The sequence below is a fragment of the Leifsonia sp. 71-9 genome, from assembly GCF_001898805.1.
GTDB lineage: Bacteria > Actinomycetota > Actinomycetes > Actinomycetales > Microbacteriaceae > Leifsonia.
Window position 1 is genome coordinate 1 of sequence record NZ_MKVJ01000018.1, and the last position, 26,692, is coordinate 26,692.

Annotated in this window: 27 protein-coding genes and 1 tRNA gene; 14 read left to right on the plus strand and 14 right to left on the minus strand. The window is 70.7% G+C overall.

Annotated features, from left to right (window positions below; translation table 11 throughout):
- Nucleotides 1-164: 164 nt before the first annotated feature.
- On the plus strand, nucleotides 165-1,367 hold the full coding sequence (locus tag BGO91_RS12835; protein ID WP_290473148.1) for a mechanosensitive ion channel domain-containing protein: 1,203 nt from the start codon (nucleotides 165-167) through the stop codon (nucleotides 1,365-1,367).
- A gap of 39 nt (nucleotides 1,368-1,406) precedes the next feature.
- On the opposite strand, the gene BGO91_RS12840 is transcribed toward BGO91_RS12835, so the two are convergent.
- Nucleotides 1,407-2,132 (minus strand): alpha/beta hydrolase, encoded by a 726-nt coding sequence (locus BGO91_RS12840; RefSeq protein ID WP_290473149.1) that lies wholly within the window; start codon nucleotides 2,130-2,132, stop codon nucleotides 1,407-1,409.
- 227 nt (nucleotides 2,133-2,359) lie between these two features.
- On the opposite strand from BGO91_RS12840, the gene msrB reads away from it, so the two are divergent.
- Nucleotides 2,360-2,806, plus strand: a complete 447-nt coding sequence (gene msrB / locus BGO91_RS12845; protein WP_290473361.1) for a peptide-methionine (R)-S-oxide reductase MsrB — start codon at nucleotides 2,360-2,362, stop codon at nucleotides 2,804-2,806.
- Between the two features lie 14 nt (nucleotides 2,807-2,820).
- On the plus strand, nucleotides 2,821-3,336 hold the full coding sequence (gene msrA / locus BGO91_RS12850) for a peptide-methionine (S)-S-oxide reductase MsrA (protein WP_290473150.1): 516 nt from the start codon (nucleotides 2,821-2,823) through the stop codon (nucleotides 3,334-3,336).
- A gap of 58 nt (nucleotides 3,337-3,394) precedes the next feature.
- Here the strand turns inward: msrA and rlmC are convergent, their stop codons facing one another.
- The 4 genes from rlmC to BGO91_RS12870 all read right to left on the minus strand — a co-directional run bounded on the left by rlmC (nucleotide 3,395) and on the right by BGO91_RS12870 (nucleotide 6,224).
- Entirely contained in the window at nucleotides 3,395-4,519 is a 1,125-nt protein-coding gene (gene rlmC, locus BGO91_RS12855; RefSeq protein WP_290473151.1) for a 23S rRNA (uracil(747)-C(5))-methyltransferase RlmC, read from the minus strand.
- 49 nt (nucleotides 4,520-4,568) lie between these two features.
- A complete protein-coding gene (locus BGO91_RS12860) occupies nucleotides 4,569-5,303 on the minus strand; it encodes a hypothetical protein (RefSeq protein ID WP_290473152.1) in 735 nt (244 codons plus the stop codon).
- A 158-nt stretch (nucleotides 5,304-5,461) separates the two neighbouring features.
- A tRNA-Arg gene (locus BGO91_RS12865) sits at nucleotides 5,462-5,534 on the minus strand.
- Between the two features lie 78 nt (nucleotides 5,535-5,612).
- Nucleotides 5,613-6,224 carry an iron ABC transporter ATP-binding protein gene (locus tag BGO91_RS12870; protein ID WP_290473153.1) on the minus strand — a complete coding sequence of 204 codons (612 nt, stop codon included), beginning with the start codon at nucleotides 6,222-6,224 and terminating at the stop codon, nucleotides 5,613-5,615.
- Between the two features lie 141 nt (nucleotides 6,225-6,365).
- On the opposite strand from BGO91_RS12870, the gene argS reads away from it, so the two are divergent.
- The 8 genes from argS (at nucleotide 6,366) to prfA (ending at nucleotide 17,431) form a co-directional block, all read left to right on the plus strand.
- Entirely contained in the window at nucleotides 6,366-8,054 is a 1,689-nt protein-coding gene (gene argS / locus BGO91_RS12875; protein ID WP_290473154.1) for an arginine--tRNA ligase, read from the plus strand.
- A 4-nt stretch (nucleotides 8,055-8,058) separates the two neighbouring features.
- On the plus strand, nucleotides 8,059-8,871 hold the full coding sequence (locus tag BGO91_RS12880; protein WP_290473155.1) for a DUF2993 domain-containing protein: 813 nt from the start codon (nucleotides 8,059-8,061) through the stop codon (nucleotides 8,869-8,871).
- Nucleotides 8,872-8,993: 122 nt separating this feature from the next.
- Complete coding sequence (gene lysA / locus BGO91_RS12885) at nucleotides 8,994-10,418, plus strand: diaminopimelate decarboxylase (RefSeq protein ID WP_290473156.1); 1,425 nt, start codon at nucleotides 8,994-8,996, stop codon at nucleotides 10,416-10,418.
- On the plus strand, nucleotides 10,415-11,770 hold the full coding sequence (locus BGO91_RS12890; RefSeq protein ID WP_290473157.1) for a homoserine dehydrogenase: 1,356 nt from the start codon (nucleotides 10,415-10,417) through the stop codon (nucleotides 11,768-11,770). The genes lysA and BGO91_RS12890 overlap by 4 nt, the downstream gene beginning before the upstream one ends.
- A complete protein-coding gene (gene thrC, locus BGO91_RS12895) occupies nucleotides 11,770-12,873 on the plus strand; it encodes a threonine synthase (protein ID WP_290473158.1) in 1,104 nt (367 codons plus the stop codon). The genes BGO91_RS12890 and thrC overlap by 1 nt, the downstream gene beginning before the upstream one ends.
- On the plus strand, nucleotides 12,870-13,832 hold the full coding sequence (gene thrB / locus BGO91_RS12900; RefSeq protein ID WP_290473159.1) for a homoserine kinase: 963 nt from the start codon (nucleotides 12,870-12,872) through the stop codon (nucleotides 13,830-13,832). The genes thrC and thrB overlap by 4 nt, the downstream gene beginning before the upstream one ends.
- 241 nt (nucleotides 13,833-14,073) lie before the next feature.
- Complete coding sequence (gene rho / locus BGO91_RS12905) at nucleotides 14,074-16,251, plus strand: transcription termination factor Rho (RefSeq protein WP_290473160.1); 2,178 nt, start codon at nucleotides 14,074-14,076, stop codon at nucleotides 16,249-16,251.
- A 103-nt stretch (nucleotides 16,252-16,354) separates the two neighbouring features.
- Nucleotides 16,355-17,431 (plus strand): peptide chain release factor 1, encoded by a 1,077-nt coding sequence (gene prfA, locus BGO91_RS12910; protein ID WP_290473161.1) that lies wholly within the window; start codon nucleotides 16,355-16,357, stop codon nucleotides 17,429-17,431.
- Between the two features lie 30 nt (nucleotides 17,432-17,461).
- Here the strand turns inward: prfA and epsC are convergent, their stop codons facing one another.
- Both epsC and cysK read right to left on the minus strand, forming a co-directional pair.
- Complete coding sequence (gene epsC / locus BGO91_RS12915; protein WP_290473162.1) at nucleotides 17,462-18,031, minus strand: serine O-acetyltransferase EpsC; 570 nt, start codon at nucleotides 18,029-18,031, stop codon at nucleotides 17,462-17,464.
- A gap of 2 nt (nucleotides 18,032-18,033) precedes the next feature.
- Nucleotides 18,034-18,984 carry a cysteine synthase A gene (gene cysK / locus BGO91_RS12920; RefSeq protein ID WP_290473163.1) on the minus strand — a complete coding sequence of 317 codons (951 nt, stop codon included), beginning with the start codon at nucleotides 18,982-18,984 and terminating at the stop codon, nucleotides 18,034-18,036.
- Nucleotides 18,985-19,108: 124 nt separating this feature from the next.
- On the opposite strand from cysK, the gene prmC reads away from it, so the two are divergent.
- Complete coding sequence (gene prmC, locus BGO91_RS12925) at nucleotides 19,109-20,011, plus strand: peptide chain release factor N(5)-glutamine methyltransferase (RefSeq protein WP_290473164.1); 903 nt, start codon at nucleotides 19,109-19,111, stop codon at nucleotides 20,009-20,011.
- Nucleotides 20,012-20,088: 77 nt separating this feature from the next.
- Here the strand turns inward: prmC and BGO91_RS12930 are convergent, their stop codons facing one another.
- Nucleotides 20,089-21,051, minus strand: coding sequence for a TetR/AcrR family transcriptional regulator C-terminal domain-containing protein (locus BGO91_RS12930; RefSeq protein ID WP_290473165.1), 963 nt, complete (start codon nucleotides 21,049-21,051; stop codon nucleotides 20,089-20,091).
- 135 nt (nucleotides 21,052-21,186) lie between these two features.
- Here BGO91_RS12930 and BGO91_RS12935 point away from each other — a divergent pair, with 135 nt between their 5' ends.
- Both BGO91_RS12935 and BGO91_RS12940 read left to right on the plus strand, forming a co-directional pair.
- Complete coding sequence (locus BGO91_RS12935; protein ID WP_290473166.1) at nucleotides 21,187-22,068, plus strand: ATP-binding cassette domain-containing protein; 882 nt, start codon at nucleotides 21,187-21,189, stop codon at nucleotides 22,066-22,068.
- The gene (locus BGO91_RS12940; protein ID WP_290473167.1) at nucleotides 22,065-22,853 is read left to right on the plus strand and encodes an ABC transporter permease; all 789 of its coding nucleotides are present in this window, start codon (nucleotides 22,065-22,067) and stop codon (nucleotides 22,851-22,853) included. The genes BGO91_RS12935 and BGO91_RS12940 overlap by 4 nt, the downstream gene beginning before the upstream one ends.
- A 10-nt stretch (nucleotides 22,854-22,863) precedes the next feature.
- Here the strand turns inward: BGO91_RS12940 and BGO91_RS12945 are convergent, their stop codons facing one another.
- The 6 genes from BGO91_RS12945 to BGO91_RS12970 all read right to left on the minus strand — a co-directional run bounded on the left by BGO91_RS12945 (nucleotide 22,864) and on the right by BGO91_RS12970 (nucleotide 26,646).
- Nucleotides 22,864-23,199: a hypothetical protein gene (locus BGO91_RS12945; protein ID WP_290473168.1), complete on the minus strand. Its 336-nt coding sequence runs from the start codon at nucleotides 23,197-23,199 to the stop codon at nucleotides 22,864-22,866.
- Nucleotides 23,196-23,537: a hypothetical protein gene (locus BGO91_RS12950; protein ID WP_290473169.1), complete on the minus strand. Its 342-nt coding sequence runs from the start codon at nucleotides 23,535-23,537 to the stop codon at nucleotides 23,196-23,198. Before BGO91_RS12950 ends, BGO91_RS12945 begins: the two co-directional genes overlap by 4 nt.
- Before the next feature lie 17 nt (nucleotides 23,538-23,554).
- Nucleotides 23,555-24,730 (minus strand): hypothetical protein, encoded by a 1,176-nt coding sequence (locus BGO91_RS12955; protein ID WP_290473170.1) that lies wholly within the window; start codon nucleotides 24,728-24,730, stop codon nucleotides 23,555-23,557.
- Nucleotides 24,727-25,080: a hypothetical protein gene (locus BGO91_RS12960; RefSeq protein WP_290473171.1), complete on the minus strand. Its 354-nt coding sequence runs from the start codon at nucleotides 25,078-25,080 to the stop codon at nucleotides 24,727-24,729. Before BGO91_RS12960 ends, BGO91_RS12955 begins: the two co-directional genes overlap by 4 nt.
- Nucleotides 25,081-25,397: 317 nt before the next feature.
- On the minus strand, nucleotides 25,398-26,009 hold the full coding sequence (locus tag BGO91_RS12965; protein WP_290473172.1) for an HAD-IA family hydrolase: 612 nt from the start codon (nucleotides 26,007-26,009) through the stop codon (nucleotides 25,398-25,400).
- A 4-nt stretch (nucleotides 26,010-26,013) separates the two neighbouring features.
- The gene (locus BGO91_RS12970; RefSeq protein ID WP_290473173.1) at nucleotides 26,014-26,646 is read right to left on the minus strand and encodes an HAD family phosphatase; all 633 of its coding nucleotides are present in this window, start codon (nucleotides 26,644-26,646) and stop codon (nucleotides 26,014-26,016) included.
- Nucleotides 26,647-26,692 lie beyond the last annotated feature (46 nt).

Sequence of the window (26,692 nt, forward strand, 5' to 3'; positions counted from 1 at the left end):
GCTGATGACCCCGGTCCCGCCGACGAAGAGTGTCCGTGTTGCCGCCATGCCTGTCTCCTGCTCCCTCGCCGACCGACCGATTCCCCCGAAGCCCTCAGCGTAGCGCGGCCCGGGCGTACACTCCACGGCACCCCCGTCCCGATCCCGAAGGAGCTCCTCCCGTCGTGTCCGCCCTCCGAACCTGGCCAGGACTCGCGGTCGCGTGCGTCGTCGCCGTCGTGCTCGCGATCGTCGTCACCGCCATCGTCGGCGCCGTCCTGCGGGCGGTCGCCCGCCGGCGCACCTGGCCCGAACTGCTGGTCAGGAACGCGCGCGTGCCGTTCCGCCTCTTCCTGCTCGTCGCCGTGCTCTGGATCGCCATCGCGGTCGCCCTGCCGCCGGAGGTCCCCGCGGGCTGGCAGCAGGGCATCCAGCACACCATGCTGATCCTGTCCATCGTCACCGGCGTCTGGTTCGCCGCGGCGATGGTGGTCTTCGTGGAGGACCTCGGCCTCGCCCGCTACCGGCTCGACGTGCCGGACAACCGGTACGCGCGAAAGGTGCGCACGCAGGTGCTGATCCTGCGGCGCCTCACCGTGGTCGCGGCGGTGGTCATCGGCCTGGGGGCGGTGCTGCTCACGTTCCCGGCGCTGCAGGCGGCCGGTGCGAGCCTGCTGGCCTCCGCCGGCGTCATCGGCATCATCGCCGGTGTCGCGGCGCAGTCGAGCCTCGCCAACCTGTTCGCGGGCATCCAGTTGGCCTTCAGCGACGCCATCCGCCTCGACGACGTCGTGGTGGTCGAGCAGCAGTGGGGGACGATCGAGGAGATCACGCTCACCTACGTCGTCGTGCACGTGTGGGACGACCGTCGGCTCGTGCTGCCGTCGACCTACTTCACCACGAAACCGTTCGAGAACTGGACGCGCCAGCACAGCGAACTGCTCGGCTCCGTCGAGTTCGACCTCGACTGGCGGGTGTCACCGGCGGGGATGCGGTCCGAGCTCAACCGCATCCTGGCCGCCACCGACCTGTGGGACGGCCGGACGGGCGTGCTGCAGGTGACGGACGCGGTCGCCGGCTGGGTGCGAGTGCGGGTGCTCGTCACCGCCAAGGACGCTCCGACCCTGTTCGACCTGCGCTGCCTCGTCCGCGAGCGTCTCGTCGACTGGATGCAGCGGTACGCGCCGGCGTCGCTCCCGCGCTCGCGCGTCGAGCTGGTGGAGCCTCCCGCGCCCACCGTCCCGACCGCGCGCGCCCAGTCGCAGTCGCACGACGAGGCCCGGCTCTTCGGCGGTTCGCCCGAGAAGGAGCAGCGCGGCGCGCAGTTCACCGAGGCGATCCCGGTGGTTCAGCAGGACGCGGAGGGGGAGGAGCAGGCCCGGCCGTGAGGACGCCTGGGGGACGTCGGCTCTCACGGCCGGCGTCGCTCAGCCGAGGGATTCCGCGGCGGCGACGATCACCCCGGTGACGACATCCGGCGCTGCGAGCATGGAGACGTGTCCGGCAGGGGTTTCCACGATCGTGGAGCCGGCGCGTTCGGCCATGCGGCGCTGGGCCGCGGGAGGGATGATGCGGTCTTCGGTGCCGACGAGCGCCCAGCTCGGCAGCTGACGCCAGGCGGGAGGGCCGGCGGGCCCGACGTTGGCGGCCAGCGCGATGGGGCGCTGGGTCGCGAACACGAGTTCGCGGACGGCGGGGTCGAGGTCCTGCGCGAACGAGTCGTGGACGGTGCTCGCCTTCAGGTACGCGTCCGCGTCGCCCTCCGGGGCTCCCGGGTAGCCGACGACGTCGAGCACGGCGGTCGGATCGGGCACGTCGAGCGCGGATCCCGTGCCGGCGAGCAGGCCGACCACGTTCTCCCCGTCGTCGGGCAGGAACGCGTCGACGTAGACGAGGGCGCGCACATCGCCGCCGCCGAGCGCGGCACCGCTGATGACGGCGCCGCCGTACGAGTGACCGGCGAGGACCACGGGTCCGCTGGTGCGCTGGGCGACGGCGGAGGCCACGTAGGCGGCGTCCCCGGCGATGCCGCGCAGGAGGTTCGGGACGGTGAGCACGGTGAAGTCGCGCTCACGCAGCGCCGTGATGACGGGGTTCCAGCTGGACGCGTCGGCCCAGGCTCCATGGACGAGGACGATGGTGGGGAGTGACACGGGGTTCCTTCCGTAGTGCCGTACCGGGACGAGGCAGTGGGGTCGTGCGGGAGAGGCGGTGGAACAGCCACAGAGTAGGGGACCGGTCCGCGCGCGGCTAGCCCCGCGACCGCTCACAGCGAAGACTCAGCATCAGTGGGACCAACCAGCGCCCCTGCGCTGTTCTCCTCAGTGCGGGCCGCAGCAGGCGGCAACCGCACCGAGGAGGAATCGTGACACAGGAGAACGTGACACCGCGCTACACCAAGGACCCGGATGCGATCGGGCGCCTCACCAAGCGGCAGTACGCCGTGACCCAGGAGGCGGCGACCGAGCCCGCCTTCCGCAACGAGTTCTGGAACAACCACGAGGACGGCATCTACGTCGACGTCGTCTCGGGCGAGCCGCTGTTCTCGTCCACCGACAAGTTCGACAGCGGATCGGGCTGGCCGAGCTTCACCCGGCCGATCGAGTCCGCCGAGATCATCGAGAACACCGACCGCACGTTCGGGATGCGCCGCACCGAGGTCCGCTCCGGCCAGGCCGACAGCCACCTGGGGCATCTGTTCGACGACGGTCCCATCGCCGAGGGCGGCATGCGCTACTGCATCAACTCCGCCGCGCTCCGCTTCGTCCCGCTCGCCGAGCTGGAGCAGCAGGGCTACGGCGTCTACCGCCGGCTTTTCGAGAAGTAAAGGAGAACGAACGAATGACGACAGAGAAGGCGATCCTCGCCGGAGGCTGCTTCTGGGGCATGCAGGATCTGATCCGCAAGCGCCCGGGAGTCACCGGCACCCGCGTCGGGTACACCGGCGGCGACGTGCCGAACGCCACCTACCGCAACCACGGCACCCACGCCGAGGCGATCGAGATCGAGTACGACCCCGAGCGCACCTCCTACCGTGAGCTGCTGGAGTTCTTCTTCCAGATCCACGACCCCTCGACGAAGAACCGCCAGGGCAACGACGTGGGCACCAGCTACCGGTCGGCGATCTACTACACCGACGACGAGCAGCGCCGCGTCGCGGAGGACACCATCGCCGACGTCGACGCCTCCGGGCTCTGGCCCGCGAAGGTCGTCACCGAGGTGGAGGCCGCCGGGCCGTTCTGGGAGGCCGAGCCCGAGCACCAGGACTACCTGGAGCGCATCCCGTGGGGCTACACCTGCCACTTCGCGCGCCCGGGCTGGGTGCTCCCGAAGCGGTCGGAGTCGCTCGCGAGCTGATGACCGGATCACGAGGGGTGCGTTGCGAGACGCGCCCCTCGTTGCGTGCGTGCGCCCGTCAGGCGCGTTCGAGCAGGACCGCCACCTCCAGGTGGCCGGTCTGCGGGAACATGTCGAGCACGCGGCCGGTGCGGATGCGGTAGGACGGCATGCGGGCCAGGTCGGTCGCGAGGCTCTTCGGGTTGCAGCTGGAGTACACGACGTGCGGGATGTCGGAGCCCTCGAGCCAGTCGGCCAGCTCCGTGCCGATGCCGCGCCGCGGCGGGTTCACGATCACCAGCTCCGGAGCCGTCTTCGCCCGCAGCGCGAACGCGGTCGCGTCTTCCGCGCGGAACGCGAGCTGGGGGAGGCCCGCCGCCGCGGCCGTCGAGCGTGCGCTCTTCACCGCCTCCCGGCTCGTCTCCACGCCGACCACGCGCCGCCCGGGCGCCGCGCAGTGCAGCGCGAATCCGCCCACTCCGCAGTACAGGTCCCAGACGCTCGCCGGCGACACCTCGTCGACCCACGCGCTCACCTGGCCGTACAGCTCCTCGGCCACCGCCGTGTTCGTCTGGAAGAAGCTCTGCGGACGCAAGCGCAGGGGGACCCCGCCGACCCGCATCACCAGCGACGCGTCCGGCGTCAGCACGATCTCCCGGTCGCCCTCGACCACCGCCTTGTGCTCGGACTGGATGTTGGCCGACACCACGCGTGTGTTCGGCAGCTCCACGAGCAGCGAGGGCAGCTCGCGCCGGATGCGCGCGACCGCCGACTCGTCCCGCAGCACGAACCGGATCATCAGCTCGTCGTCGGGGGAGAGGGTGACGAGCACGTACTTCAGCTCCCCGCGCCGTTCCGGCACGCTGTAGGGGACCAGCCGCGCGCGCGTGATGAACCGGGCGAGCACCGGCAGGGCGGCGCGCACCCCCGGCGCGCAGATCCCGCACTCCTGCAGGTCGACGCCCCGGCCGCGCTCGTCCAGGATGCCGATCGTCGGCTGCTCCAGCGTGCCGCCGACCACCATCTTCGCCTTGTTGCGGTACCCGGACTCCGCACTAGCGACCGGCGGCAGCCACGCGGCGTCCCCGAAGGGCGCCAGCAGCACACGGGCCGACCGATCCTTCTCCGCCAGCTGCTCGGCGTACGGCACACCCATCAGCGTGCACGACCGGCACACGCCGGCATCGAAGTACGAGCAGTCCATGACCGGTCAATGGTACGCGGTCACGGCCGGGCGGAGTCGCCCGCGCTGCTCAGCCGGGCTCTGACCCGGCTGCCGCCTCTTCCACGCGTCGTATCGCCGCGCGCGGGTCGCCGCCGAGCAGGTGTCGCCGAGCGGGATCGTGCAGGAAGTACCGGACGATCGGCGCGACCACGTTCGGATCGGAGCCGATCCAGTACGGCGCGATGCGAATCCGTTCGCCCGATGTGGTCGTGAGGAGGAGGTGAGCGCCGCGCAGGTCGACGACACCGACCGTCGCCACCTCGTCCCAGGTCAGGCGAATACGTCCGGCCCCTCGCGTTCCGGAGACGCCGTGCTCGGTCAGCGTGAGGCCGGCCGGGATCCGGAGGATCCACACCTCGTGTGCGACGACGCCCACCCCCACGAGGCCGATCCCCAGGACGTACCAGCGCTCGACGTCGACCGGCCCCGCGGAGGGGATCGCCAGGTACCGGAGGATGAGGAAGGCGACGGCGGGCGCGAGCAGGAGAAGCCCCAGCACGAGGAACGTCGAGCGCACGGCGCGCGTCGGAGTGAATCGAACGCCTCCGGGCGACGGATCGATCCGGATCGAGCGCGGGGATGTCGACTCCATCACTCCACGGAGCCCGACTCCGCACCCCAGAACCGCGACCGCCAGCAATCCCGTGCCCACCTGGAGCGCGACGCTCTCGGCGACGAACGCGACCACGGCGATGACGGCGGCTGCGAGCACGAAGAACGCGGTCACGCCCAGCGGGCTGTAGCCGCGTGGACGGATCGTCACGCCGGACGCCCCCTGCGTGGCCAGACGAGGACGGAGGACGGACATCGACATTCCCCCCGTGCTGTGCGTGTTCGACTCGGATTCAGACACTACCAATCGGTCCCCGCACACGACGAAGGCCCCTCTCCCGCAGGAGAGGGGCCTTCGTCGTGTTCCGGTGCCCCCAGTAGGATTTGAACCTACGGCCTTCTGCTCCGGAGGCAGACGCTCTATCCCCTGAGCTATGGGGGCCAGGAGTGCCCGTCCAGGCTAGCATCACTTTTCCGTCGCGCTCGCACAGCCGGGTGCGAGTGCCGGCGGCCGTGTGGGTCAGCCGGCGGGCAGGTTCCCCAGCACGTTCTCCATGAGCGGTGCGGCGTCGCCGGGCTCGAAGAAGGCGGTGGATTCGGCGACGATCCAGAAGGCGCCGCGGAAGATCTGCACCTGTCCGGAGTCGCCGGTCTTGAAGTAGCCCTCGATGGGCGGGGCGCCGTAGGTCGGGACGGGCTGCGCGTCGGTGATCGCGGCGTTCTTGAGCGCGTCGAGCTGGCTCGCCGGCGGCTGGGCGACGGCGATCTGGATGACGTCGCCGCTGGTCTGGTTGAGCCAGGAGCAGGTGGCGCCCTGCCAGTCGGCGACCTTCTTCTCGAGGCTGCCGTCCTTGGGCTTGTAGTCGGGGTTGGGGCCGAAGTTGGGGTTGTAGGCGTACAGCTGGTCGGCGGTGACGATCTGGTCGCAGGTGAGCGTGACGGGGGTGGCCGGCTCGGTGGGCGTCGGCGTGGGCGTGGCCGACGGCTTGGTGGTGGCGGCCCCTCCGCCGGTGGTGGCCGTGGGGGAGGCGGACGGGCTCGCGGTCGGGGCGCAGCCGGCGAGCGCGAGCGCACCGGTCAGGGTCGCCGCGACGACGACGGCGCGGAGGGCGGATCGGGCGGAGTAGGGCATGGTGGCGCTCGGTCTTCCGTGTCGGCGTGTACGTCCCGTCGAGACTATCAAGCGGTCGCGCGGCGCTCCCCGCCGGGACGGCACGGCCGCCCGCTTCGTTAGGGAATCGATGCCTTCCCGCGCCCGGTAGAATCGGTCCTCATGACTCCCGCAGACCTCTCCGCCGCCCTGCTCGACATCGTGACCGCGGTCGTCGACCGGCGCCGAGCGGAGGGTGCCGACCTCGGCGAGCTGACGATCACCCTCGACGACGTGCCCCTCGAGCGGCCGAAGAACCGCGAGCACGGGGACTGGGCGTCCAACGTCGCCATGCGCCTGGCCAAGAAGGTGGGCGCGAACCCGCGGGAGCTCGCGACCGAGATCGCCGAGGCCGCGGCCTCCATCGACGGCGTCGCCTCGGCCGAGATCGCCGGCCCCGGCTTCATCAACTTCCGTCTCGACGCGGCCGCCGCCGGCCAGCTGGCGCAGACGATCCTGGAGGCCGGCGAAGCGTACGGGCGCAGCGACGTCTACCACGGCCTGCTCGTGAACCTGGAGTTCGTCTCCGCCAACCCGACCGGCCCGATCCACATGGGCGGCGCCCGCTGGGCCGCGGTGGGCGACAGCCTCGCGCGCATCCTGCAGGCCGCGGGTGCCGACGTCACGCGCGAGTACTACTTCAACGACCACGGCTCGCAGATCGACCGCTTCGCGCGGAGCCTGCTCGCCGCCTACCTCGGCGAGCCGACGCCCGAGGACGGCTACGGCGGCGCCTACATCGGCGAGATCGCCGCGACGGTGGCCGACGGCTTCGACGGCGACCTCGCCTCCCTCCCGCGCGACGAGCAGCAGGAGGTCTTCCGCTCGCGCGGGACGGCGCTCATGTTCGAGGAGATCAAGAACCGCCTGCACTCGTTCGGGGTCGACTTCGACGTCTTCTTCCACGAGGACTCGCTGCACGAGTCGGGCGCCGTCGAGCGCGCCATCCAGCGCCTCCGGGAGCAGGGCCACATCTTCGAGGCGGACGGCGCCATCTGGCTGCGCACCACGACCTTCGGCGACGACCGCGACCGCGTCATCATCCGTTCGAACGGCGAGCCCGCCTACATCTCCGGCGACCTCGGTTACTACCTCGACAAGCGCGAGCGCGGCTTCGAGCAGAACATCATCATGCTCGGCGCGGACCACCACGGCTACATCGGCCGCATGATGGCGATGACGGAGGCCTTCGGCGACGTGCCGAACGTCAACCTCCAGATCCTCATCGGGCAGATGGTGAACCTCGTCAAGGACGGCGAGCCGATGAAGATGTCCAAGCGCGCCGGCACGATCGTCACGCTCGACGACCTCGTCGACGCGGTGGGCGTCGACGCCGCCCGCTACTCGCTGGTCCGCTCGTCCACCGACTCGCAGCTCGACATCGACCTCGACCTGCTCAGCAAGCGCAGCAACGAGAACCCCGTCTACTACGTGCAGTACGCCCACGCGCGCACCTGCTCCGTCGCGGCCAACGCCGCGAAGGCGGGCGTGGACCGCAGCGTGTTCCGCCCGGAGCTGCTCACGCACGAGAGCGAGAGCGCGCTGCTCGGCGCGCTGCAGGAGTTCCCGCGCGTGGTGGCCCAGGCCGCCGAGCTGCGCGAGCCGCACCGCGTCGCCCGCTACATCGAGGAGGTCGCCGGGCTGTACCACGCGTGGTACGCGGTCCGCGACGGCTCCACCCGCGTCATCCCCTTCGGCGAGGAGCCGGTCACCGACGCGCACCGCACCCGCCTCTGGCTGAACGACGCCACGGGCCAGGTCATCCGCAACGGCCTCGGGCTCGTGGGGGTGTCCGCTCCCGAGCGGATGTGACCGGATGAGCGAGCAGCCCACCCAGATCCTCCCCGACCCGGCGGCCACGCCGGGCACGACGTCCGCACGCACGCGACGGCCCCGCTGGGTGCGGGTGCTGCTCTGGACCCTGATTCCGCTGGTCGTGCTGATCGTGCTGCTCGTCGTCGCCGACATCGCCGCGCGCGCGTACGCCGAGCAGCGGGTGTCGTCCGAGATCGAGAAGAGCCTGCCGGCGGAGATCTCCGGCGACGTGCACGTGCACATCGGCGGGGTGTCGGTGCTGCAGCAGTACCTCGCCGGCACCTTCCAGCGCGTGGAGCTGGACGCGCCGGAGCTGACGGTCAAGGGGGCGCCGCTCAGCGCCTCCATCGTCGCGACGGGCGTTCCCACCGACTTCAGCAAGCCGATCTCGGCCGCGACGGGCACGCTCAGCATCTCGCAGGCGTCGCTCAACAAGCTGGTCACGATCCCCGGTGCGACCGGCGACATCACCCTCGGCGACGGCGTCCTCGGTTACAAGGGGAGCATCGACCTGCTCGGCCTGCCGGTCGGCTACTCGGTCACGGCGACGCCCAAGGCGGCCGGCAAGGAGGTGCTCCTCCAGCCGGACAAGGCGTCCCTCGACACGGGCTCCGGCGCCGACGTCAACCTCACCCGGCTGCTGCAGGCGCTCACCGACCAGGGCCCGTTCCCGGTCTGCGCCGCCCAGTACCTTCCCGACGGCGTCCAGGTCTCCGACATCGCGATCACCCCTGGCCACGCCACCGTCACGCTGACGGCGCACGATTTCGTGATGGACGAGAAGTTCCTCGGCAGCAAGGGGAGCTGCACGTAACACTGTCCGGAGGCTCCCGGCAGCATCGGTAGACTTCTCGTACTTCTCCACCGGCTTCAGGGGCCAATCCGGGTCCGCTCGCCTGAGAGACTCCCACTCGTCGTTCCCGTGAGGTTCTCCCTATGGCTCCGAATCCCCTCGCACCCCCGTGGCTGCATGTTCCGGACGATGCGAACGCGCTCGTCCCCGGTCTCTGGTCCCGCACCGTCGTGCGCGACGAGGGGGAGGTCATCGTCGGAGGCGTGCGCGCGTCCGATCTGGCCGCCCGGTTCGGCACCCCGCTCTACGTCATCGACGAGCGGGAGGCGCGGGAGCGCGCCGCCGAGGTGCGCGACGCCCTGCAGTCCGCCTTCGCCGAGGTCGGCACCGCCGCGAAGGTCTACTACGCGGGCAAGGCCTTCCTCTCCATCGAGGTCGCGCGCTGGATGGCCGACGCCGGTCTCAACATCGACATCTGCTCCGGGGGCGAACTGGCCGTGGCCCTGGCCGCGGGCGTCGACCCCGAGCGGCTCGGCTTCCACGGCAACAACAAGTCGATCGCCGAGATCGACCGCGCCGTCTCCGTCGGCATCGGTGCGATCATCATCGACAGCCTGCAGGAGATCGACCGCGTCGCCGATGCGGCCGAGCGGCACGGGCGCGTGCAGAACGTCCGGCTCCGGGTGAACAGCGGCGTGCACGCCCACACCCACGCGTTCCTGGCCACGGCCCACGAGGACCAGAAGTTCGGCATCGCGCTCGGCGATGCGGCCGACGCCGTGGCGCGCATCCGCTCGCACGCGGGACTGCGCTTCCTCGGCCTCCACTGCCACATCGGCTCGCAGATCTTCGGCGCGGACGGGTTCGTGGAGTCCGCCGCCCGGCTGCTCGCCGTGCACCGCGACCTCCTCGCCGGCGGCGACGTGCCCGAGCTCAACCTCGGCGGCGGCTTCGGCATCGCCTACACCTCCGTCGACGACCCCGCGCCGATCGCCGAGCTGGCGCGCCGCATCGCGGAGACCGTGGCCGCGGGATGCGCCGAGCTCGAGATCCCGACGCCCGTCGTCGCCTTCGAGCCGGGCCGGACGATCATCGGCACCGCCGGGCTCACCCTCTACACGGTCGGCACCACCAAGGACGTGCTCGTCGCGGCCGAGGACGACGGCGAGACCGCGGTGCGCCGCTACGTGAGCGTCGACGGCGGCATGAGCGACAACGCCCGCCCGGCGCTCTACGGCGCCGACTACTCCGTCCGGCTGGCCGGCCGCGTGTCGGACGCCGCCCCCGCGCTCGTCCGCGTCGCGGGCAAGCACTGCGAGAGCGGCGACATCGTCGTGGACGCCGAATACCTCCCCTCCGACGTGCGGCCCGGCGACCTGCTCGCCGTCCCCGCCACCGGCGCCTACTGCTGGTCGCTGGCGAGCAACTACAACTATCTCGGCCGCCCGCCCGTGATCGCGGTGCGCGACGGCGACGCCCGCGTGATCGTGCGCGGCGAGACCGAGGCGGATCTGCTGGCGCGCGATGCCGCGTACGACGGCACCGCCGGTGAAGGAGTCAACCGATGATCGAGTACCGCAACCTCCGCGTCGCCCTGCTCGGGGCCGGGTCCGTCGGATCGCAGGTGGCGCGTCTGCTGCTGGAGCAGGGCGACGAGTTCGCCTCCCGCGTCGGGGCCCGGCTCGAGCTCGTCGGCATCGCCGTGCGCGACGTCGACGCCCCGCGCGACGTCGACCTGCCGCGCGAGCTGTTCACCACCGACGCGAGCTCCCTCATCCTCGGTGCGGACATCGTCGTGGAGCTGATGGGCGGCATCGAGCCGGCCCGCGGCTACGTGCTGGAGGCCCTCAACTCCGGGGCCGATGTCATCACCGCGAACAAGGCGCTGCTGGCCACCCACGGCCCCGAACTGTTCGAGGCGGCCGAGCAGGTCGGCGCACAGCTCTACTACGAGGCCGCCGTCGCGGGCGCCATCCCGATCATCCGTCCGCTGCGCGACAGCCTCGCCGGCGACCGGGTCAACCGCATCCTCGGCATCGTGAACGGCACGACGAACTTCATCCTCGACCGGATGGACGTCAACGGCGAGAACCTGCAGGACGCCCTGGCGACCGCCACCGAGCGCGGCTACGCCGAGGCCGACCCGACCGCCGACATCGGGGGATACGACGCGGCGCAGAAGGCGGCCATCCTCGCCAGCCTCGCGTTCCACACCACCGTCCCGCTCGACCGGGTCTACCGCGAGGGCATCACCGGCATCACCACCGCCCAGGTGGATGCCGCCCGCGAGGCCGGCGCCGTCATCAAGCTGCTCGCCATCTGCGAGCGCATGACCGATCCGGAGACGGGAGAGGAGGGCGTCTCGGCCCGCGTCTACCCGGCCCTGATCGACCGCCACCACCCGCTCGCCGCCGTGCACGGCGCGCACAACGCCGTCTTCGTGCAGGCGGGAGCCGCGGGCGACCTCATGTTCTATGGCGCAGGTGCCGGCGGTGTCGAGACGGCCTCGGCCGTGCTCGGCGACGTCGTCTCGGCCGCCCGCCGCCACGTCGTCGGCGGCCCGGGTGTGGCGGAGTCGACGCACGCCGACCTCCCCGTGCTCGACATCGGCCGGGTGGTCACCCGCTACCAGATCACGCTCGACGTGACCGATCAGCCGGGCGTGCTCGCGTCGGTCGCGCGCATCCTGAGCGACGGCGGGGTCAGCGTCGAGACCATGCAGCAGTCGGTGCCGAGCACGACGGGAGCCGTCGTCATCTCGGGTAACGCTGCGATTCACGGCCCGGGCGCGCCCACCGCTACCCTGGTCATCGGTACCCACGAGGCCGAGGAGGCCGCTCTGGCGGCGACCGTGGAGGCGCTCGCGGCCAGCGATGTCGTGACCGCCATCTCATCCGTTCTCCGAGTCGAAGGATCGTAATGCCCGAGAAGTCCTACAGCCGGCAGTGGCGTGGCGTCCTGCGCGAGTACGCGGACCGCCTGAACATCTCGGAGGCGACGCCGATCGTGACGCTCGGCGAGGGCGGCACGCCGCTCATCCCGGCCGCGGCGCTCTCCGCCCGCACCGGCGCCGACGTCTACGTCAAGTTCGAGGGCATGAACCCGACCGGGTCCTTCAAGGACCGCGGCATGACCATGGCGATCTCGAAGGCCGTCGAGCACGGCGCGAAGGCCGTGATCTGCGCCTCCACCGGCAACACCTCCGCCTCCGCCGCGGCGTACGCGACGCACGCCGGCATCCAGGCCGTCGTGCTCGTGCCCGAGGGCAAGATCGCGATGGGCAAGCTCAGCCAGGCCATCGCCCACAACGCCCAGCTGCTGCAGGTGCAGGGCAACTTCGACGACTGCCTCGACATCGCCCGCGACCTCGCCACGAATTACCCGGTGCATCTGGTCAACTCGGTGAACCCCGACCGCATCGAGGGCCAGAAGACGGCCGCGTACGAGGTCGTCGAGGTGCTCGGTGACGCACCGGACTTCCACATCGTCCCCGTCGGCAACGCCGGCAACTACACCGCCTACCACCGCGGCTACACGGAGGAGCTGCAGCGCGGCGAGACCACCAGGCTGCCCCGGATGTTCGGCTTCCAGGCCGCCGGCAGCGCCCCGATCGTGCTCGGCCACCCCGTCAAGGACCCGGACACCATCGCCACCGCGATCCGCATCGGAAACCCCGCCTCGTGGGAGCTCGCGCTCAACGCCCGGGACGACAGCGACGGCTACTTCGGCGCGATCGACGACGCCAAGATCCTGGAGGCGCACCGCATCCTCTCGTCCGAGGTCGGCATCTTCGTCGAGCCGGCGTCCGCGATCAGCGTCGCCGGCCTGCTCGAGCGTGCCGAGGCCGGCGTCATCCCCGCGGGCTCCACGGTCGTCCTCACGGTCACCGGCCACGGCCTGAAGGACCCGCAGTGGGCCCTCCGCACCGCGGACGGCTCGGACGTGCAGCCCACGGTCGTCCCGATCGACACCGCGACCATCGCCGACGTGCTCGGGCTCGTCCCGAGCGGAGCGACGGCGTGACGTTCTCGGCCGACGCGCTGCGCGGCCGCTCCGTCCAGGTCAAGGTCCCCGCGACCAGCGCCAACCTCGGCCCCGGGTTCGACACCCTCGGCCTGGCGCTGGCCCTCTACGACGAGCTGCAGGTCTCGGTCCGCGACGAGCCGGGCGCGACGGTCGAGGTCATCGGCGTCGGCGCCGGCGAGGTGCCGACCGACGAGACCAACCTGGTCGTCCGCGCGATCGCGCACACCTTCGAGTCCGTCGGCCACCCGCTGCCCGGCCTCTCGCTGGTCGCGCGCAACAGCATCCCGCACGGTCGGGGGATGGGATCCTCCGGCGCCGCCATCGTGTCCGGCATCATGGCGGCCAAGGGCCTGCTCGAAGGCGTCGTCGAGTTCGACGCCCAGAGCCTGCTCGCGCTCGCCAACGACATGGAGGGGCACCCCGACAACGTCGCGCCCGCCCTGTTCGGCGGCCTGACCATCGCGTGGGTCACCCCCGAGGGACCGCAGTTCAAGAAGCTGATCGTGCACCGCGGCGTCTCGCCCCTCGTGCTCGTCCCGTCGCACGTCATGTCGACGGCGCTGGCCCGCAGCCTCCAGCCGGAGTCCGTGCCGCACGAGGACGCCGTCTTCAACGTCTCCCGCTCCGCCCTGCTCGTCGCCGCTCTCATCCAGAGCCCCGAGCTGCTGCACGCCGCGACCGAGGACAAGCTCCACCAGAGCTACCGCGCCTCGGCGATGCCCGAGACCAACCGTCTCATCACGCTGCTGCGCGCGCGCGGCTTCGCGGCCGTCGTCTCCGGCGCCGGTCCTTCGATCCTCGTGCTCTGCAGCGATCCGAGCCAGCGGCTCGCCGCCGCCGAGCTCGTCGCGAGCGAGGCCGAGTCCGATTGGCAGCCGCTCATGCTGGCGGTCGATTTCAAGGGCGCGACGGTCACCCCCGTCGCCGTCGAGAGCGCGGACACGCCCGCCGCCTAGCGTCAAAAACGCCGGGGGCGAGGTGGTAAACTGTGCGTGCACCCGTGAAGAACCCGCCTCACGAGCGAATTCAGCTTCCGGGTGATCTCATAGCAATCATGCCGTCATTCCTGCCTGCGTGCCCGGATGTCCGGGGCGCACCGTAGCGCGGATCAGAACGCAGCTCGGTCAAGGCAGTTCATGTGACGAGTGCTCCACAGCGACGCGCAGAGAGCGCGTCGGGGGAAAGGAATCCTCTTCAGTGACTGATGTCGAACTCCACGCCGGGGGCGTGGACACCAGCGACCTGACCTCGCTCAAGGTGGCGGAGCTCCAGGCTCTCGCCTCCCGGCTGGGCCTCCAGGGCGCAAGCAAGCTTCGCAAGGGCGAGCTCGTCGAGGCGATCGCGGCCGCCCGCGCCGCCACCCTGCCGGAGGTCGCGGTCGAGGCCGCCGCCCCGGTCGAGGTGATCGCCGAGACCGTGCCCGCCGACGCGCCGGCCGCCGACCACGCGACCGCCGCCTCCCAGGTGCTCATCGAGCCGCTCATCGCGGAGCCGGCCGCCGCCGAGTCCGTCGAGCCGGCCGCCGAGACCGCTGTCGCGGATGCCGCGCCGGCCGCTCAGCAGGCGCAGGAGCCGCGTCGCCGCGGCTCGCGCCGTGCCTCCAGCCCCGACGGCACCAGCCTCACCGCCAACGGGCACGTCAACTCCGGCGAGACCGGCGTCGAGTCGCTCATCCCGGACGTCGACGCCCTCCTCGACTCCGCTCTCGCCTCGCGCGAGCAGGCGCAGCGCGACGGCCAGGGCGGCGGACGCCGTCGCCGCGGCCGCGGCCAGGGCGCCCAGCAGGACCAGAACGGCGAGCAGCAGCAGCCGGAGCAGAGCCGCGAGGCCGAGCAGAACGCGCAGGGCGCGCAGACCGCACCCGCCGAGCAGGGCGACGCCCAGGTTCCGGCCGAGGGCGAGCAGCAGTCCCGCTCTGGCCGCCGCAACCGCAACCGCAACAAGAACGGCCAGAACCAGAACGGCCAGGGCAACCAGGGCGACCGTCAGCAGGGCCAGCAGGGTCAGCCCAAGGACCTCCAGGGCGGCGACGAGCAGAAGCAGGGCGACCGCCAGCAGGGCGACCGCCAGCAGAACCGCGGCCCGCAGCAGCAGGACGCCGAGGGCGAACGCTCCGGCCGCTACCGCGACCGCAACCGCAAGCGCCGCGGCGGCCCCGGCGACGAGTTCGAGCCCGAGCTCGCCGACGACGACGTGCTGCTCCCCGTCGCGGGAATCCTCGACGTGCTCGACAACTACGCGTTCGTCCGCACGACCGGCTACCTCCCGGGTGCGAGCGACGTCTACGTCTCCCTCGGCCAGGTCAAGAAGTACAACCTGCGCAAGGGCGACGCCGTGGTCGGCGCCATCCGCCAGCCGCGCGAGGGCGAGAACAACAGCCGCCAGAAGTACAACGCGCTGGTGAAGGTCGACTCCATCAACGGCCAGACCGTGGAGGAGGCGGCCAGCCGCGTCGAGTTCGGCAAGCTGACCCCGCTCTACCCGCAGGAGCGCCTGCGCCTGGAGACCGAGCCCACCAAGGTCACCCAGCGCATCATCGACCTGGTCGCCCCGATCGGAAAGGGCCAGCGCGGTCTCATCGTCGCGCCCCCGAAGGCCGGCAAGACCATCGTGATGCAGCAGATCGCCAACGCGATCACCACGAACAACCCCGAGGTGCACCTCATGGTCGTCCTGGTGGACGAGCGTCCCGAAGAGGTCACCGACATGCAGCGCACGGTCAAGGGCGAGGTCATCGCCTCCACCTTCGACCGCCCCGCCGAGGACCACACCACCGTCGCCGAGCTCGCCATCGAGCGTGCCAAGCGCCTGGTGGAGCTGGGCCACGACGTGGTCGTGCTGCTCGACTCCATCACCCGCCTGGGCCGCGCGTACAACCTGACCGCTCCGGCGTCCGGCCGCATCCTGTCCGGCGGCGTGGACGCGGCGGCGCTGTACCCGCCGAAGCGCTTCTTCGGCGCCGCCCGCAACATCGAGCACGGCGGCTCGCTGACCATCCTCGCCTCGGCGCTGGTCGAGACCGGCTCCAAGATGGACGAGGTGATCTTCGAGGAGTTCAAGGGCACCGGCAATATGGAGCTCCGCCTGTCGCGCCAGCTGGCCGACAAGCGCATCTTCCCCGCGGTCGACGTCAACGCCTCCGGCACCCGCCGCGAGGAGATGCTGATGGCGCAGGACGAGGTCAAGGTGACCTGGAAGCTGCGCCGCGCCCTCGCCGGGCTCGACCAGCAGCAGGCCCTTGAGATGGTCCTCGGCCGCCTCAAGGAGACCTCGAGCAACGTCGAGTTCCTGATGCAGGTGCAGAAGTCGATGCCGCAGCCGACCAACGGCCACGGCACCGCGCACTCGCACGGTCACGAGAACGACCACCGCTAGCTGAGAGAGTGCCCGTCCGTCACGCCGTGTGCGTGCCGGGCGGGCACTTTTCCGTTCCCGGACCCCGCCGGTCCCGGATCCCTCCCGCGAGAAAGCAGCCCCCATGTTCGAATCCGTGAACAGCCTCATCGCCGAGCACGACGACCTCCAGCAGCAGCTCTCCGACCCCGAGCTGCACAGCGACCCGGTGCGCTCCAAGAAGGTGAACCGCCGCTACGCCGAGCTTTCGCGCATCGTCGCCGCGTACAACGAGTGGAAGCAGCTCTCGGACGACCTGGAGGCCGCGCGCGAGCTGGCCGCGGAGGACGCCGCGTTCGCCGAGGAGATCCCCGGCCTCGAGCAGTCCGTGGAGGAGACGGGGGAGAAGCTGCGCCGTCTGCTCATCCCGCGCGACCCCAACGACAGCCGCGACGTGATCATGGAGATCAAGATGGGCGAGGGCGGCGCGGAGTCGGCGCTCTTCGCCGGCGACCTGCTGCGGATGTACCTGCACTACGCCGACTCCAAGCGCTGGAAGGCCGAGATCATCGAGCAGACCTCGAGCGATCTGGGCGGCATCAAGGACGTCCAGGTGGCGTTCAAGGGCTCCTCCAGCGACCCGGCCGAGGGCGTGTGGGCGCACCTGAAGTACGAGGGCGGCGTGCACCGCGTGCAGCGCGTGCCGGCGACCGAGTCGCAGGGCCGCATCCACACCTCCGCCGCGGGCGTGCTGGTCTTCCCCGAGGTGGATGAGCCGGAGGAGGTCGACATCAACCCGAACGACCTCAAGATCGACGTGTTCCGTTCCTCCGGCCCCGGCGGGCAGTCGGTCAACACGACCGACTCCGCCGTGCGCATCACGCACGTGCCGACCGGGATCGTCGTCTCGATGCAGAACGAGAAGAGCCAGCTGCAGAACCGCGAGGCGGCGATGCGCGTGCTGCGTGCCCGCCTGCTCGCCAAGCAGCAGGAGGAGGCGGACGCCGAGGCCGCGGAGTTCCGCAAGGGCCAGATCCGCACGATGGACCGCTCCGAGCGCATCCGCACGTACAACTTCCCGGAGAACCGCATCGCGGACCACCGCACCGGCTATAAGGCGTACAACCTCGACTCCGTCATGAACGGCGCGCTCGAGCCCGTCATCGAGTCGAACATCCTCGCCGACGAAGAGGCCCGCCTCGCCGACCTCGGCAACGACTGACCGCCGAGTACGAAGAGACCCGGCGGCTCGTCAGATGTAGAGGGCGGGGTCGAGCCAGTCGTCGCCGGCGATCTGCTCGTGGCCGGAGCGACGATGCGCGCGGGCGGGGACGCCGGTGAGCACCGAGTCGGGCTCGGCGTCTTTCGTGACGACCGCGTTCGCGCCGATCACGCTGCGCTCGCCGATCGTGATGGCGCCGAGCACCTTCGCACCCGCGCCGACGATCACGCCGTCGTGGATGGTGGGGTGGCGCTTGCCGTGCCCGCTCCCGCGGCCGCCGAGCGTGACGCCGTGGTAGAGCATCACGTCGTCGCCGATCCACGTGGTCTCGCCGATGACGACGCCCATCCCGTGGTCGATGAAGAACCGGCGGCCGATGCGGGCGCCGGGGTGGATCTCGATCCCGGTGAGGAACCGTGCGAACTGCGAGAGGAGGCGGGCGGGCGTGCGCAGCCCGCTCCGCCACATCCGGTGCGCGACCCGGTACGCCCAGACCGCGTGGAGCCCCGAGTACGCCAGAGCGACCTCGGTGGTGGTCCGTGCGGCCGGGTCGTGCCGGCGTGCGTTGCGGATGTCCTCCCGCACTCGTCCGAAGGGCAACGTCAGTCCTGCAGATCCGCCCACAGCGGCGTGGAGATGTACCGCTCGCCGGTGTCGCAGACGATGGCGACGATGGTCTTGCCGGCGTTCTCTGGCCGCTTGGCCTGCTCGAGCGCGGCCCAGACGATCGCACCGGACGAGATGCCGGCGAGGATGCCCTCCTGGCTCGCGAGCTTCTTGGCCACCTCGATCGCGTCGTCGAACGACACGTCGGCGACCTCGTCGTAGACGGTGGTGTCGAGGATCTCGGGGACGAAGTTGGCGCCGATGCCCTGGATCTTGTGCGGTCCGGGCTTGCCGCCGTTCAGGATGGGGGAGTCGAGCGGCTCGACGGCGACCACCTTCACGCCGGGCTTGCGCTCCTTGAGCACCTGGCCCACGCCGGTGACCGTGCCGCCCGTGCCGACGCCGGCGACGAAGACGTCGACCTCGCCGGCCGTGTCGGCCCAGATCTCCTCCGCGGTCGTGGCGCGGTGGATGGCGGGGTTGGCCTCGTTGGCGAACTGCCGGGCCCAGATGGCGTTGTCGGAGGCGGCGACGATCTCCTGCGCCTTCTCGACGGCGCCGCGCATGCCGTCCGGCCCGGGGGTGAGGACGATCTCGGCGCCGAACGCGCGCAGGAGCACGCGGCGCTCCTTGCTCATCGTCTCGGGCATGGTGAGGATCACCTTGTAGCCGCGGGCCGCGCCGACCATCGCGAGCGCGATGCCGGTGTTGCCGCTGGTGCCCTCGACGATCGTGCCGCCCGGGCGGAGCGCGCCGGCCTTCTCGGCGGCGTCGATGATCGCGACGCCGATGCGGTCCTTGACGCTGCCGGCGGGATTGTCGAACTCGAGCTTGACGAGCACGGTGGCACCGGTGCCCTCGGCGAGCCGGTTCAGCCGGACGAGCGGCGTGCGGCCGACCGTCTCGGTGACGTCGGCGTAGATGTGACCCTTGACCTGTTCTGACATGGCCTCTTCCTCGTGGCGGAGAGTGGACGGGGAGCGTCTCCCACTCTAATCCGCGTCGGTGTCGCGGGGACCACTGTGACGGTGCGGGATGGGCGGCCGCCGATGAGGATAGGCTCGGTGGGCCATGCCTCCCGAGACCCCTGCCGCCGACCGCCCGGACGCATCCGCGGCGCTCACCGTCCGCTCCCTGCTCGAACGCACCGCGACCGTGCTCGCGGCCGCGGGCGTGCCCGACCCGGAGGTGGACGCCGAACTGCTCGTCGGCCACGTGTTCGGAGTGAGCCGGGGACGCGTGCAGGCCCTCACCGTGATGGGCTCGTCCGTCGAGGCGCAGGACGCCGAGCGCGTCCGCGAGCTGACCGAGCGCCGCGCCGCCCGCGAGCCGCTGCAGCACATCACCGGACGCGCCGCCTTCCGCTCCCTGGAGCTCGCCGTCGGCCCCGGCGTGTTCGTCCCGCGTCCCGAGACGGAGCAGGTGGCGCAGTTCGCGATCGACGCGCTCCGGTCGGTGCCGACGGCCGAACCGGTCGCTGTGGATCTCGGCACGGGGAGCGGCGCGATCGCGCTCGCCCTGGCCACGGAGGTCCCGCACGCGCGGGTCTTCGCGGTCGAGAACTCGCCGGAGGCGTTCGTGTGGACGCGGCGCAACGTCGACGAGGTCGGCGCCACCAACCTGCGGCCGGTGTTCATCGACCTGGCCGACGCCCTGCCCGAGCTCGACGGCACGGTGGACGTCGTCATCTCCAACCCGCCCTACGTGCCGGACGCGGCCATCCCGCGCGACCCGGAGGTGCGGCTGTTCGATCCGGCCGCCGCCCTCTACGGCGGGGAGGACGGCCTGGATGTGGTGCGCGTGATCTCCCGCGTGGCCCAGCGGCTGCTCCACCCCGGGGGCACCCTCGTGCTCGAGCACGGCGAGCTGCAGGGCGCCGCCATCCGGGCGCTGCTCACGGCCGACGGCTGGCGCGCGGCGGCGACGCACCGCGACCTCACCACGCGCGACCGGGCGACGACCGCACTGCGCTGACGCCGCGGCCCGGTGGGGCACAGCGTCGGCTCAGCGGAGCGCGGTCTCGGCAGAGCACCCTCTCAGCGGGCGCCGTCTCAGCGGGCGCGCCGCTCGGCCTCCCTGGCCGCCTTCTCGGCCTCGCGCTGCAGACGCTCGCGAGCCCGCTCGATGGCCTCCCGCTCCCGTTTGCGCGCCTCCCGCAGCGCCTTCTCCGCCTCGCGGCGCTGTTTGGCCGCCTCGCGAACCGCTTTGTCGTTCGGGACGGCCTCGGGCCGCGGCTCGGCGGCGGTGACCGGTTCGCCGGCCGCGCGTGCGGCGACATAGCGCTCGATCCCGTCGAGGATGCGCTCGAGGCCGAACGCGAAGTCGTCCTGGCCGTCGTCCCCGTCGTCCGAGTAGGCGCCGGAGCGGATGAGCGGTGCGAGATCGGGGAACCGCTCCGGCGTCACCAGCTCGCCGAGCGCGGCGGCGAACGCCTCGCCGCTCTGTGGGGGAGCGTCGTCGCGGCGGGACAGGCGCAGGTCGCGTTCCACGATGCCGACGGCGCGGGCGTAGGACGACAGCAGGAGGGCGACGGACATCTTCTCGGCGTCCGCGAGCGGCAGCCCGCGCATCTCGCGCAGACCCCAGTCGAGCACGGCGAGGTTGTTGGGCATCATCGGTGCGCCCGTGATCGGGATGTCCGGGAACCACGGGTGCGCCTCGATGATGCGGATGCTCGCCATCGCCCACCCCCGGAGCCCCTGGCGCCAATCCGTGGAGCCATCGCCCTCGTCGTCCGGCGGGATGGGGACGTCGCAGACCGTGTCCTGCATCAGGGCGAGCACGTCGTCCTTGCTGGTGACATAGCGGTAGAGCGACATCGTGGTGAAGCCGAGGTCGCCGGCGATGCGGCTCATCGACACCGCGGCCAGGCCGTCGGCGTCGGCGATCGCGATCGCGGTCTCGACGATGCGCTCGATGCTGAGCTCGCGCTTGGGGCCGCGCTGGGGGCGTTCGGCGACGCCCCAGCTCAGCGCGACGGCGCGGGGGAGCGCGTCCTCGACGGCATCGGGCATCTGCTCCGCCTTCCTCGCTGCCGGTCCGGGACGGATCCGGGACCGGTCGTTGACATCCATCCTAGAACTGTGTATCACTTAAACGAAATCGTATGCACCATAAACAGTTTGGTTGATACACAGAAAGGGAACGCCATGACGACAGCGGCGATCGAGATCAGGGGACTGCGCAAGGCCTTCGGCGCGCAGACCGTCCTCGACGGCATCGACCTGCGGGTGGAGGCGGGCAGCGTCTTCGCCCTGCTCGGCCCGAACGGAGCGGGCAAGACGACGCTCATCTCCATCCTCTCCACCCTCGTCGACCCCGACAGCGGCACGGCGACCGTCTGCGGCCACGACGTGGTCGCCGACCGCGAGGGCGTGAAGGAGTCGATCAGCCTGACCGGCCAGTCCGCCGCCGTCGACGGCGTCTTGACGGGGGAGGAGAACCTGCGCATGATGGCGCGGCTCTCGGGCTACACCGCCGCGGGGGCGCGCCGACGCGCGAGCGAACTGCTGGAGAGCTTCGACCTGGCCGGCTCGGCGCGCAAGCGCGTCGCCACCTACTCCGGTGGGATGCGCCGCCGGCTCGACCTGGCGCTGAGCCTGGTCGCCACACCGCCGGTGATCTTCCTCGACGAACCGACCACCGGCCTCGACACCCGCAGCAGGCAGGCGCTGTGGGACATCATCGACGGCCTCGCGCGCGCAGGGACGACCATCCTCCTCACCACCCAGTACCTGGAGGAGGCCGACCATCTGGCCGACCGGATCGCCGTGCTCGATCATGGCGTCATCGTCGCCGAAGGGACCGCGGCCGAGCTCAAGGCCCTGGTCGGCGGCGAGGTCGTCGAGCTGCGGGGCCGCAACGACGAGGTGCTCCGCGAGCTCCCCACCGACGGCACCGTCGACGGGCTGCGTGCCGCCATCGACGAGCTCGACGACCTCGCCCTCCCCGGCGCGTCCATCGGCATCCGCAAGCCGAGCCTCGACGACGCCTTCCTCGCCCTCACCACCCAGAAGGAGGCTGTGCGATGACCGCCCTCGCACCCACCCGCACCACCGTCTCGCCGCTCACCAGCACCGCCGTCTTCATCGGCCGCAGCGTCCGCCACTCGCTGCGCAACGTGGAGGCGCTCACCATGGCGATCGTCCTGCCGGTGATGCTCATGCTGCTCTTCACCTTCGTCTTCGGCGGAGCGCTCGACACCGGCGGGGGATATGTCGACTACGTCGTGCCCGGCATCGTCCTGCTCTGCGCCGGGTTCGGCGCGTCGAGCACCGCCGTCGACATCGCCCAGGACATGAGCGACGGCATCGTCGACCGCTTCCGCACCATGCCGCTGCGCTCGCGCGGCGTCGTCACCGGGCACGTCGTGGCGAGCCTCGCGCGCAACCTCGTCGCGACGGGTGTCGTGATCGCGGTGGCGCTCCTGGTCGGGTTCCGGCCCACCGCGAACGCGCTCGAGTGGGTGGCGGCGCTCGCGATCGTCGCCCTCTTCATCCTCGCGATCACGTGGCTCTACGCCGGGATCGGCATCGCCGCGAAGAACCCGACCGCCGCTTCCGGCTACGGGTTCGCGCTGCTCTTCCTGCCCTACCTGTCGAGCGCGTTCGTCCCGACCGACACGATGCCCCAGTGGCTGCAGTGGATCGCCCAGAACCAGCCGATCACGCCCATCATCGAGACGATCCGGGCGTTCCTGTTCGGTGACGACCCGGGGTCGGAGCTGTGGTGGGCGCTGGGCTGGTGCGCGCTGATCATCGCGGGCGCCTACGTGTGGGCGGCGTGGCTGTTCCGGCGCAAGGCGGGGAGGCGCTGAGCGCGCCCGATCACTGCTGACGCAGCACGACGAGGAAACGTTCCCGTTCCTCGTCGTGTTGCGTCGTCAGCGACCGGAACTCCTCCTCGAACTCCCTGATCACGCGTGTCGCAGAGCGGATGTTCTCCTCTGCGAACTCGGATACGCGCTGGAAGCCGCTGCGGAATCCAGGGTCCTCGCTGACTCCCTGCCGTGCGGCGTGCTGGTGGAAGTCGTCCCGAATGCGGTCGATCTGAGATCGGTACTGCGCCAGCAGCTCTTCCGCCGCCTCGAGGCGGCGCCGCGCGTCCGCGCGTTCCGTGTCCTGCCGGGCCTCCAGGTGGGCGAGCGATGCGTCATCCGTCATGCGATGCTGTCCACCCCTGCGGTGTAGTCGGTGTGCGCGGTGAGGTCGGCGATGCCCGTGGTGACTTTGTCGGCGACTTTGCCCGACAGGACGTGCTTGCCCGCATCGGCGGTGGTCAGCACGCGATGGATCTCCGTGCCGAGCCGTTCGATCGCGGCCGACTGGTTCTCCCGGATCGCCGCGTATCGGCGACGGATGTCCGGCGGCAGGGTGGCGTGCAGCAGTGCGTTCACCGAGGGGAGAAGGAGGCCGTCGATCGACCGTCCGTCAGCGGCGCCTCCGGCGTCGCGCATGATGCCGTCCAGCGTTCCGTACTCGTCGAGGGAGTTGTAGGTCACGTTCTTTCCTCGTCTGTCTAGTGCCCGGCGAAGGCCGCAGCCGATCGGGCGTCCTGCGTCATCGCGTTCACCACGGTGGCGCGGATGCCGGTGTGGAGCGCCTCGACCGTCGCCAGCTGGCGGGCGATGAGCCTGTTCACCGATTCGACCGCCTCGTGATCGAGGTTCTGGTGCACCCCGAGCGCGTGCGCCGCGACGCAGTTCTCGACGTCGGCGGCCGAGACCTGCGGATGGAACAGGGTGTATTCGCGCATCGCATCGTTCAGCTCGGACTGCATCCGCGACTCGAGCTTCTTATTGGCGGTTCTGATCGCCTTCAGCTGCTCGCTGATGCCTTCGATGTCGTCGGCCAGCGCGAGCGCCGGTTTCATCGCGACGAGCACCTTCGGATACGGGGAGGACGTGTCCAGGGCCCAGATGGTTCGCGCCGCGCTCGTCTGCCCGGCGTTGTAGAGGATGACACCGAAGTCGACCTCCGCGGCACCGGTGCCCGCGATGTTGCCCGCGGAGTCGAACGTGTAGCCGCTGTGAATGCCGGTCCCGTCGAACAGGTTGTGATAGTCGGCCAGGGGCCTGTGGGGAACGTCCTCGACGAAGACGGCGGCGCCGGACTGGTTGCCTTTGGCGTTGCCGACGACGTCGAACATGTTGACGTAGTTCGTCAGTGGGTTGAGGCCGGCGGCGTTCTGCTCCGTCAGCCAGGCCTGCGTCGCGGGGGACATGATGCGCCACGGGTCCGGGGCATTGAACGTCGTGCTCGGCCAGCGCTTCTCGGCCGCGACATACAGTGCCTGATATCCGCCCAACGAGTGGCCGACGGTAGTGAACGCGGCACCGGGGTGGAGCGCCTCGACCCGCTCGGCGAAGTCCAACGCCTCCTCGGCCTGGGCGGAGTGTGTGGCGAGCACCACCCCGACGTCGGCGGCAACATCGTGCAGGTCGCCGAAGTTCGTGCCGGCGTAGGCGATGTAGATCTGTGACTCGTCGACAACGCCGTTGATGATCGGTGCCACGGCCATCCCCTGGAAGCCGGTGGTCACGTTGGCCGAGACCTCGGTGATGTGCCATTGCTGCTTTGTCGGGTCGTGGGAGGTGAAGAACGCGCTTCCCGCGTGGTATCGAGGGTTCGGATTGAGAGGATCTACCCGGTAGGCCGCTCTCGAGATCGAGCTGAAACTTTCGTCAGTGATCACGGCAGCACCTCGGAGGATCCGTCGCTGTAGTGCACGTTCGTGGATCTAGTAGGGGGGAGGCTGTCCGGGGCGGGTAGCGGATCGCCGCCTAGCTCCGATGGTCCCATGATCATTCGATAGTCCTCGCCGGCGATGGTCACGACTCCGTTCGCAGCCCAACTCCCTGCGCCCGAGATGGTTCCCTCGCTGGTGTATCTGATCGCCTCCGTGGCTGGAAATCTCTCTCTGAACGTTATGGCTGTCGACCTCTGCAGTTCGTGGTTCTCTTCCGGCGTGGTGGTCATTTGCCGCCTCGCCTCTGCTATAGCGCCCGCCACCTCTCCCACCGTGCCCACTGCGTCTCCGATCACATTCGCCACTATTCCGAACGCGATGCACCCGGCAGTCCCGAGGGCGACAGCGGCGGCGATTGCGAGAACACGCCTGCGCATCGCTACAGCGCCCCCGAGCTCACGCGCGTTTCGGTGGCGCTCGTCGTGGCCACGTCGACGACCGTGCGGACAGCGTCGAAGGCGTTTGCCGACACCGTTCCTGCTGCTGCGCCCTGTTCCATCCGCCCAGAATGGCACAGAATCTGAGGTTTCAGTGGATGTATATCAGTATCTCTACCGATTGGTCATGCGCCCGATCCGGTCCAGACCCGTCCGCAGCGTCAAGAGGCTGACGACTACGCCGCGCGCTCGGCGACCCGCTCGACCGCGTCGAGCAGGCCGTCCGGCGTGCGGAAGAGGTGCGCGTGGATCCCCAGCGAGGCCGCGGACTCCACGTTCTCCACCATGTCGTCCGCGAAGAACGTCTCCTCCGGCTGCGCGCCGTAGCGCTCGAGCACGCGCTCGTACACCACCGGGTCGGGCTTGCGCGCGCCGTAGTCGGACGAGGCGCGCAGGTGTTCGACACCGAGGATGGGCACCAGCTCGGGGGCGAGCCGGGTCAGCCGGCGGGCGACGAGGGGGCCGTTGTTGGTGAGGAGGGTGGCCGTGCCGAGCTCCTGGGCGCGTTCGACGGCGCGCAGCGAGGTCGGCCAGGGCGTCATCGCGGCGCCGCGGATGCGGAGGAAGTCCTCTTCGCTCACGGGGACGCGCAAGGCCGTCCGGAGCGCGTCCAGGTACTCCACCTCGTCGGCGAACGCGCCGGCCTCCGCCGCCCACTCGCCCTCGTGATGCCACCACCGTTCGCGCAGCTCGGCGAGGCTGAGGCCGGTGAGCTGCGACATCCCTGCCATCCGGCGCCGCCAGTCGTACTCGTAGAGCACGTTGTCCATGTCGAAGACGAACAGCACCGGTTCAGTGCTCCCGCTCGGCGAAGGCGTGGATGGCGTCGAGCAGTGCGTCCGTGTCGAACGAGCCGTCCTCCCGCTTGGTGAAGTGGTGGGCGTGCATCCCCGCCTCGCGGGCGCCCTCCACGTTCGGGAGGGAGTCGTCGAAGAGGATGGCGTTCTGCGGCTCGACGCCGAACCGGCCGAGGGCGCGGGTGTAGATGCGGCGTTCCGGCTTGCGGGCGCCGAGCACGGCGGAGACCAGGTCGTTGTTCTGCAGCACGTCCACGATCTCGGGCGTGAGCACCGGGAGCGAGTCCTTGAAGGGGATGGGGTTGTTCGACAGCAGCGACACCGTGCCGAGCGAGGCGGCCTCGTGCAGGGCCGCGATCGAGCCCGGGATGGGCGTCATCGCGGCCTTGCGGGCGTCCTGCCACTGCCCGAGGGTGAGGCGTGCGCCCGTGACATCGGCGAACGCCTCCAGGTACTCCTCGCTGGTCGAGTACTCGCCGATCTCGGCGGCGCGCTCGTGCCCTCCCGCCCACCAGGTGGAGGCCAATCGGTACTGACTCACGCCGCTCAGCTCGGCCAGCCGGGGGAGCCGCCGGTGGAAGTCGTAGTCGTAGAGCGTCTTGTCGCAGTCGAAGAAGTAGACGTCCATCCCTACCAGTATCGACCGTGAACGCAGGGAACCTTGCAGCGGCTCA

Excerpts from the sequence above, each read along its gene's own strand:
- msrA (WP_290473150.1), top strand. The coding sequence starts at position 2,821 with ATGACGACAGAGAAGGCGATCCTCGCCGGAGGCTGCTTCTGGGGCATG.
- rlmC (WP_290473151.1), bottom strand. The coding sequence starts at position 4,519 with ATGGACTGCTCGTACTTCGATGCCGGCGTGTGCCGGTCGTGCACGCTG.
- BGO91_RS12870 (WP_290473153.1), bottom strand. The coding sequence starts at position 6,224 with ATGCCCTACTCCGCCCGATCCGCCCTCCGCGCCGTCGTCGTCGCGGCG.
- argS (WP_290473154.1), top strand. The coding sequence starts at position 6,366 with ATGACTCCCGCAGACCTCTCCGCCGCCCTGCTCGACATCGTGACCGCG.
- BGO91_RS12880 (WP_290473155.1), top strand. The coding sequence starts at position 8,059 with ATGAGCGAGCAGCCCACCCAGATCCTCCCCGACCCGGCGGCCACGCCG.
- lysA (WP_290473156.1), top strand. The coding sequence starts at position 8,994 with ATGGCTCCGAATCCCCTCGCACCCCCGTGGCTGCATGTTCCGGACGAT.
- BGO91_RS12890 (WP_290473157.1), top strand. The coding sequence starts at position 10,415 with ATGATCGAGTACCGCAACCTCCGCGTCGCCCTGCTCGGGGCCGGGTCC.
- thrC (WP_290473158.1), top strand. The coding sequence starts at position 11,770 with ATGCCCGAGAAGTCCTACAGCCGGCAGTGGCGTGGCGTCCTGCGCGAG.
- prfA (WP_290473161.1), top strand. The coding sequence starts at position 16,355 with ATGTTCGAATCCGTGAACAGCCTCATCGCCGAGCACGACGACCTCCAG.
- cysK (WP_290473163.1), bottom strand. The coding sequence starts at position 18,984 with ATGTCAGAACAGGTCAAGGGTCACATCTACGCCGACGTCACCGAGACG.
- prmC (WP_290473164.1), top strand. The coding sequence starts at position 19,109 with ATGCCTCCCGAGACCCCTGCCGCCGACCGCCCGGACGCATCCGCGGCG.
- BGO91_RS12930 (WP_290473165.1), bottom strand. The coding sequence starts at position 21,051 with ATGCCCGATGCCGTCGAGGACGCGCTCCCCCGCGCCGTCGCGCTGAGC.
- BGO91_RS12935 (WP_290473166.1), top strand. The coding sequence starts at position 21,187 with ATGACGACAGCGGCGATCGAGATCAGGGGACTGCGCAAGGCCTTCGGC.
- BGO91_RS12940 (WP_290473167.1), top strand. The coding sequence starts at position 22,065 with ATGACCGCCCTCGCACCCACCCGCACCACCGTCTCGCCGCTCACCAGC.
- BGO91_RS12945 (WP_290473168.1), bottom strand. The coding sequence starts at position 23,199 with ATGACGGATGACGCATCGCTCGCCCACCTGGAGGCCCGGCAGGACACG.
- BGO91_RS12970 (WP_290473173.1), bottom strand. The coding sequence starts at position 26,646 with ATGGACGTCTACTTCTTCGACTGCGACAAGACGCTCTACGACTACGAC.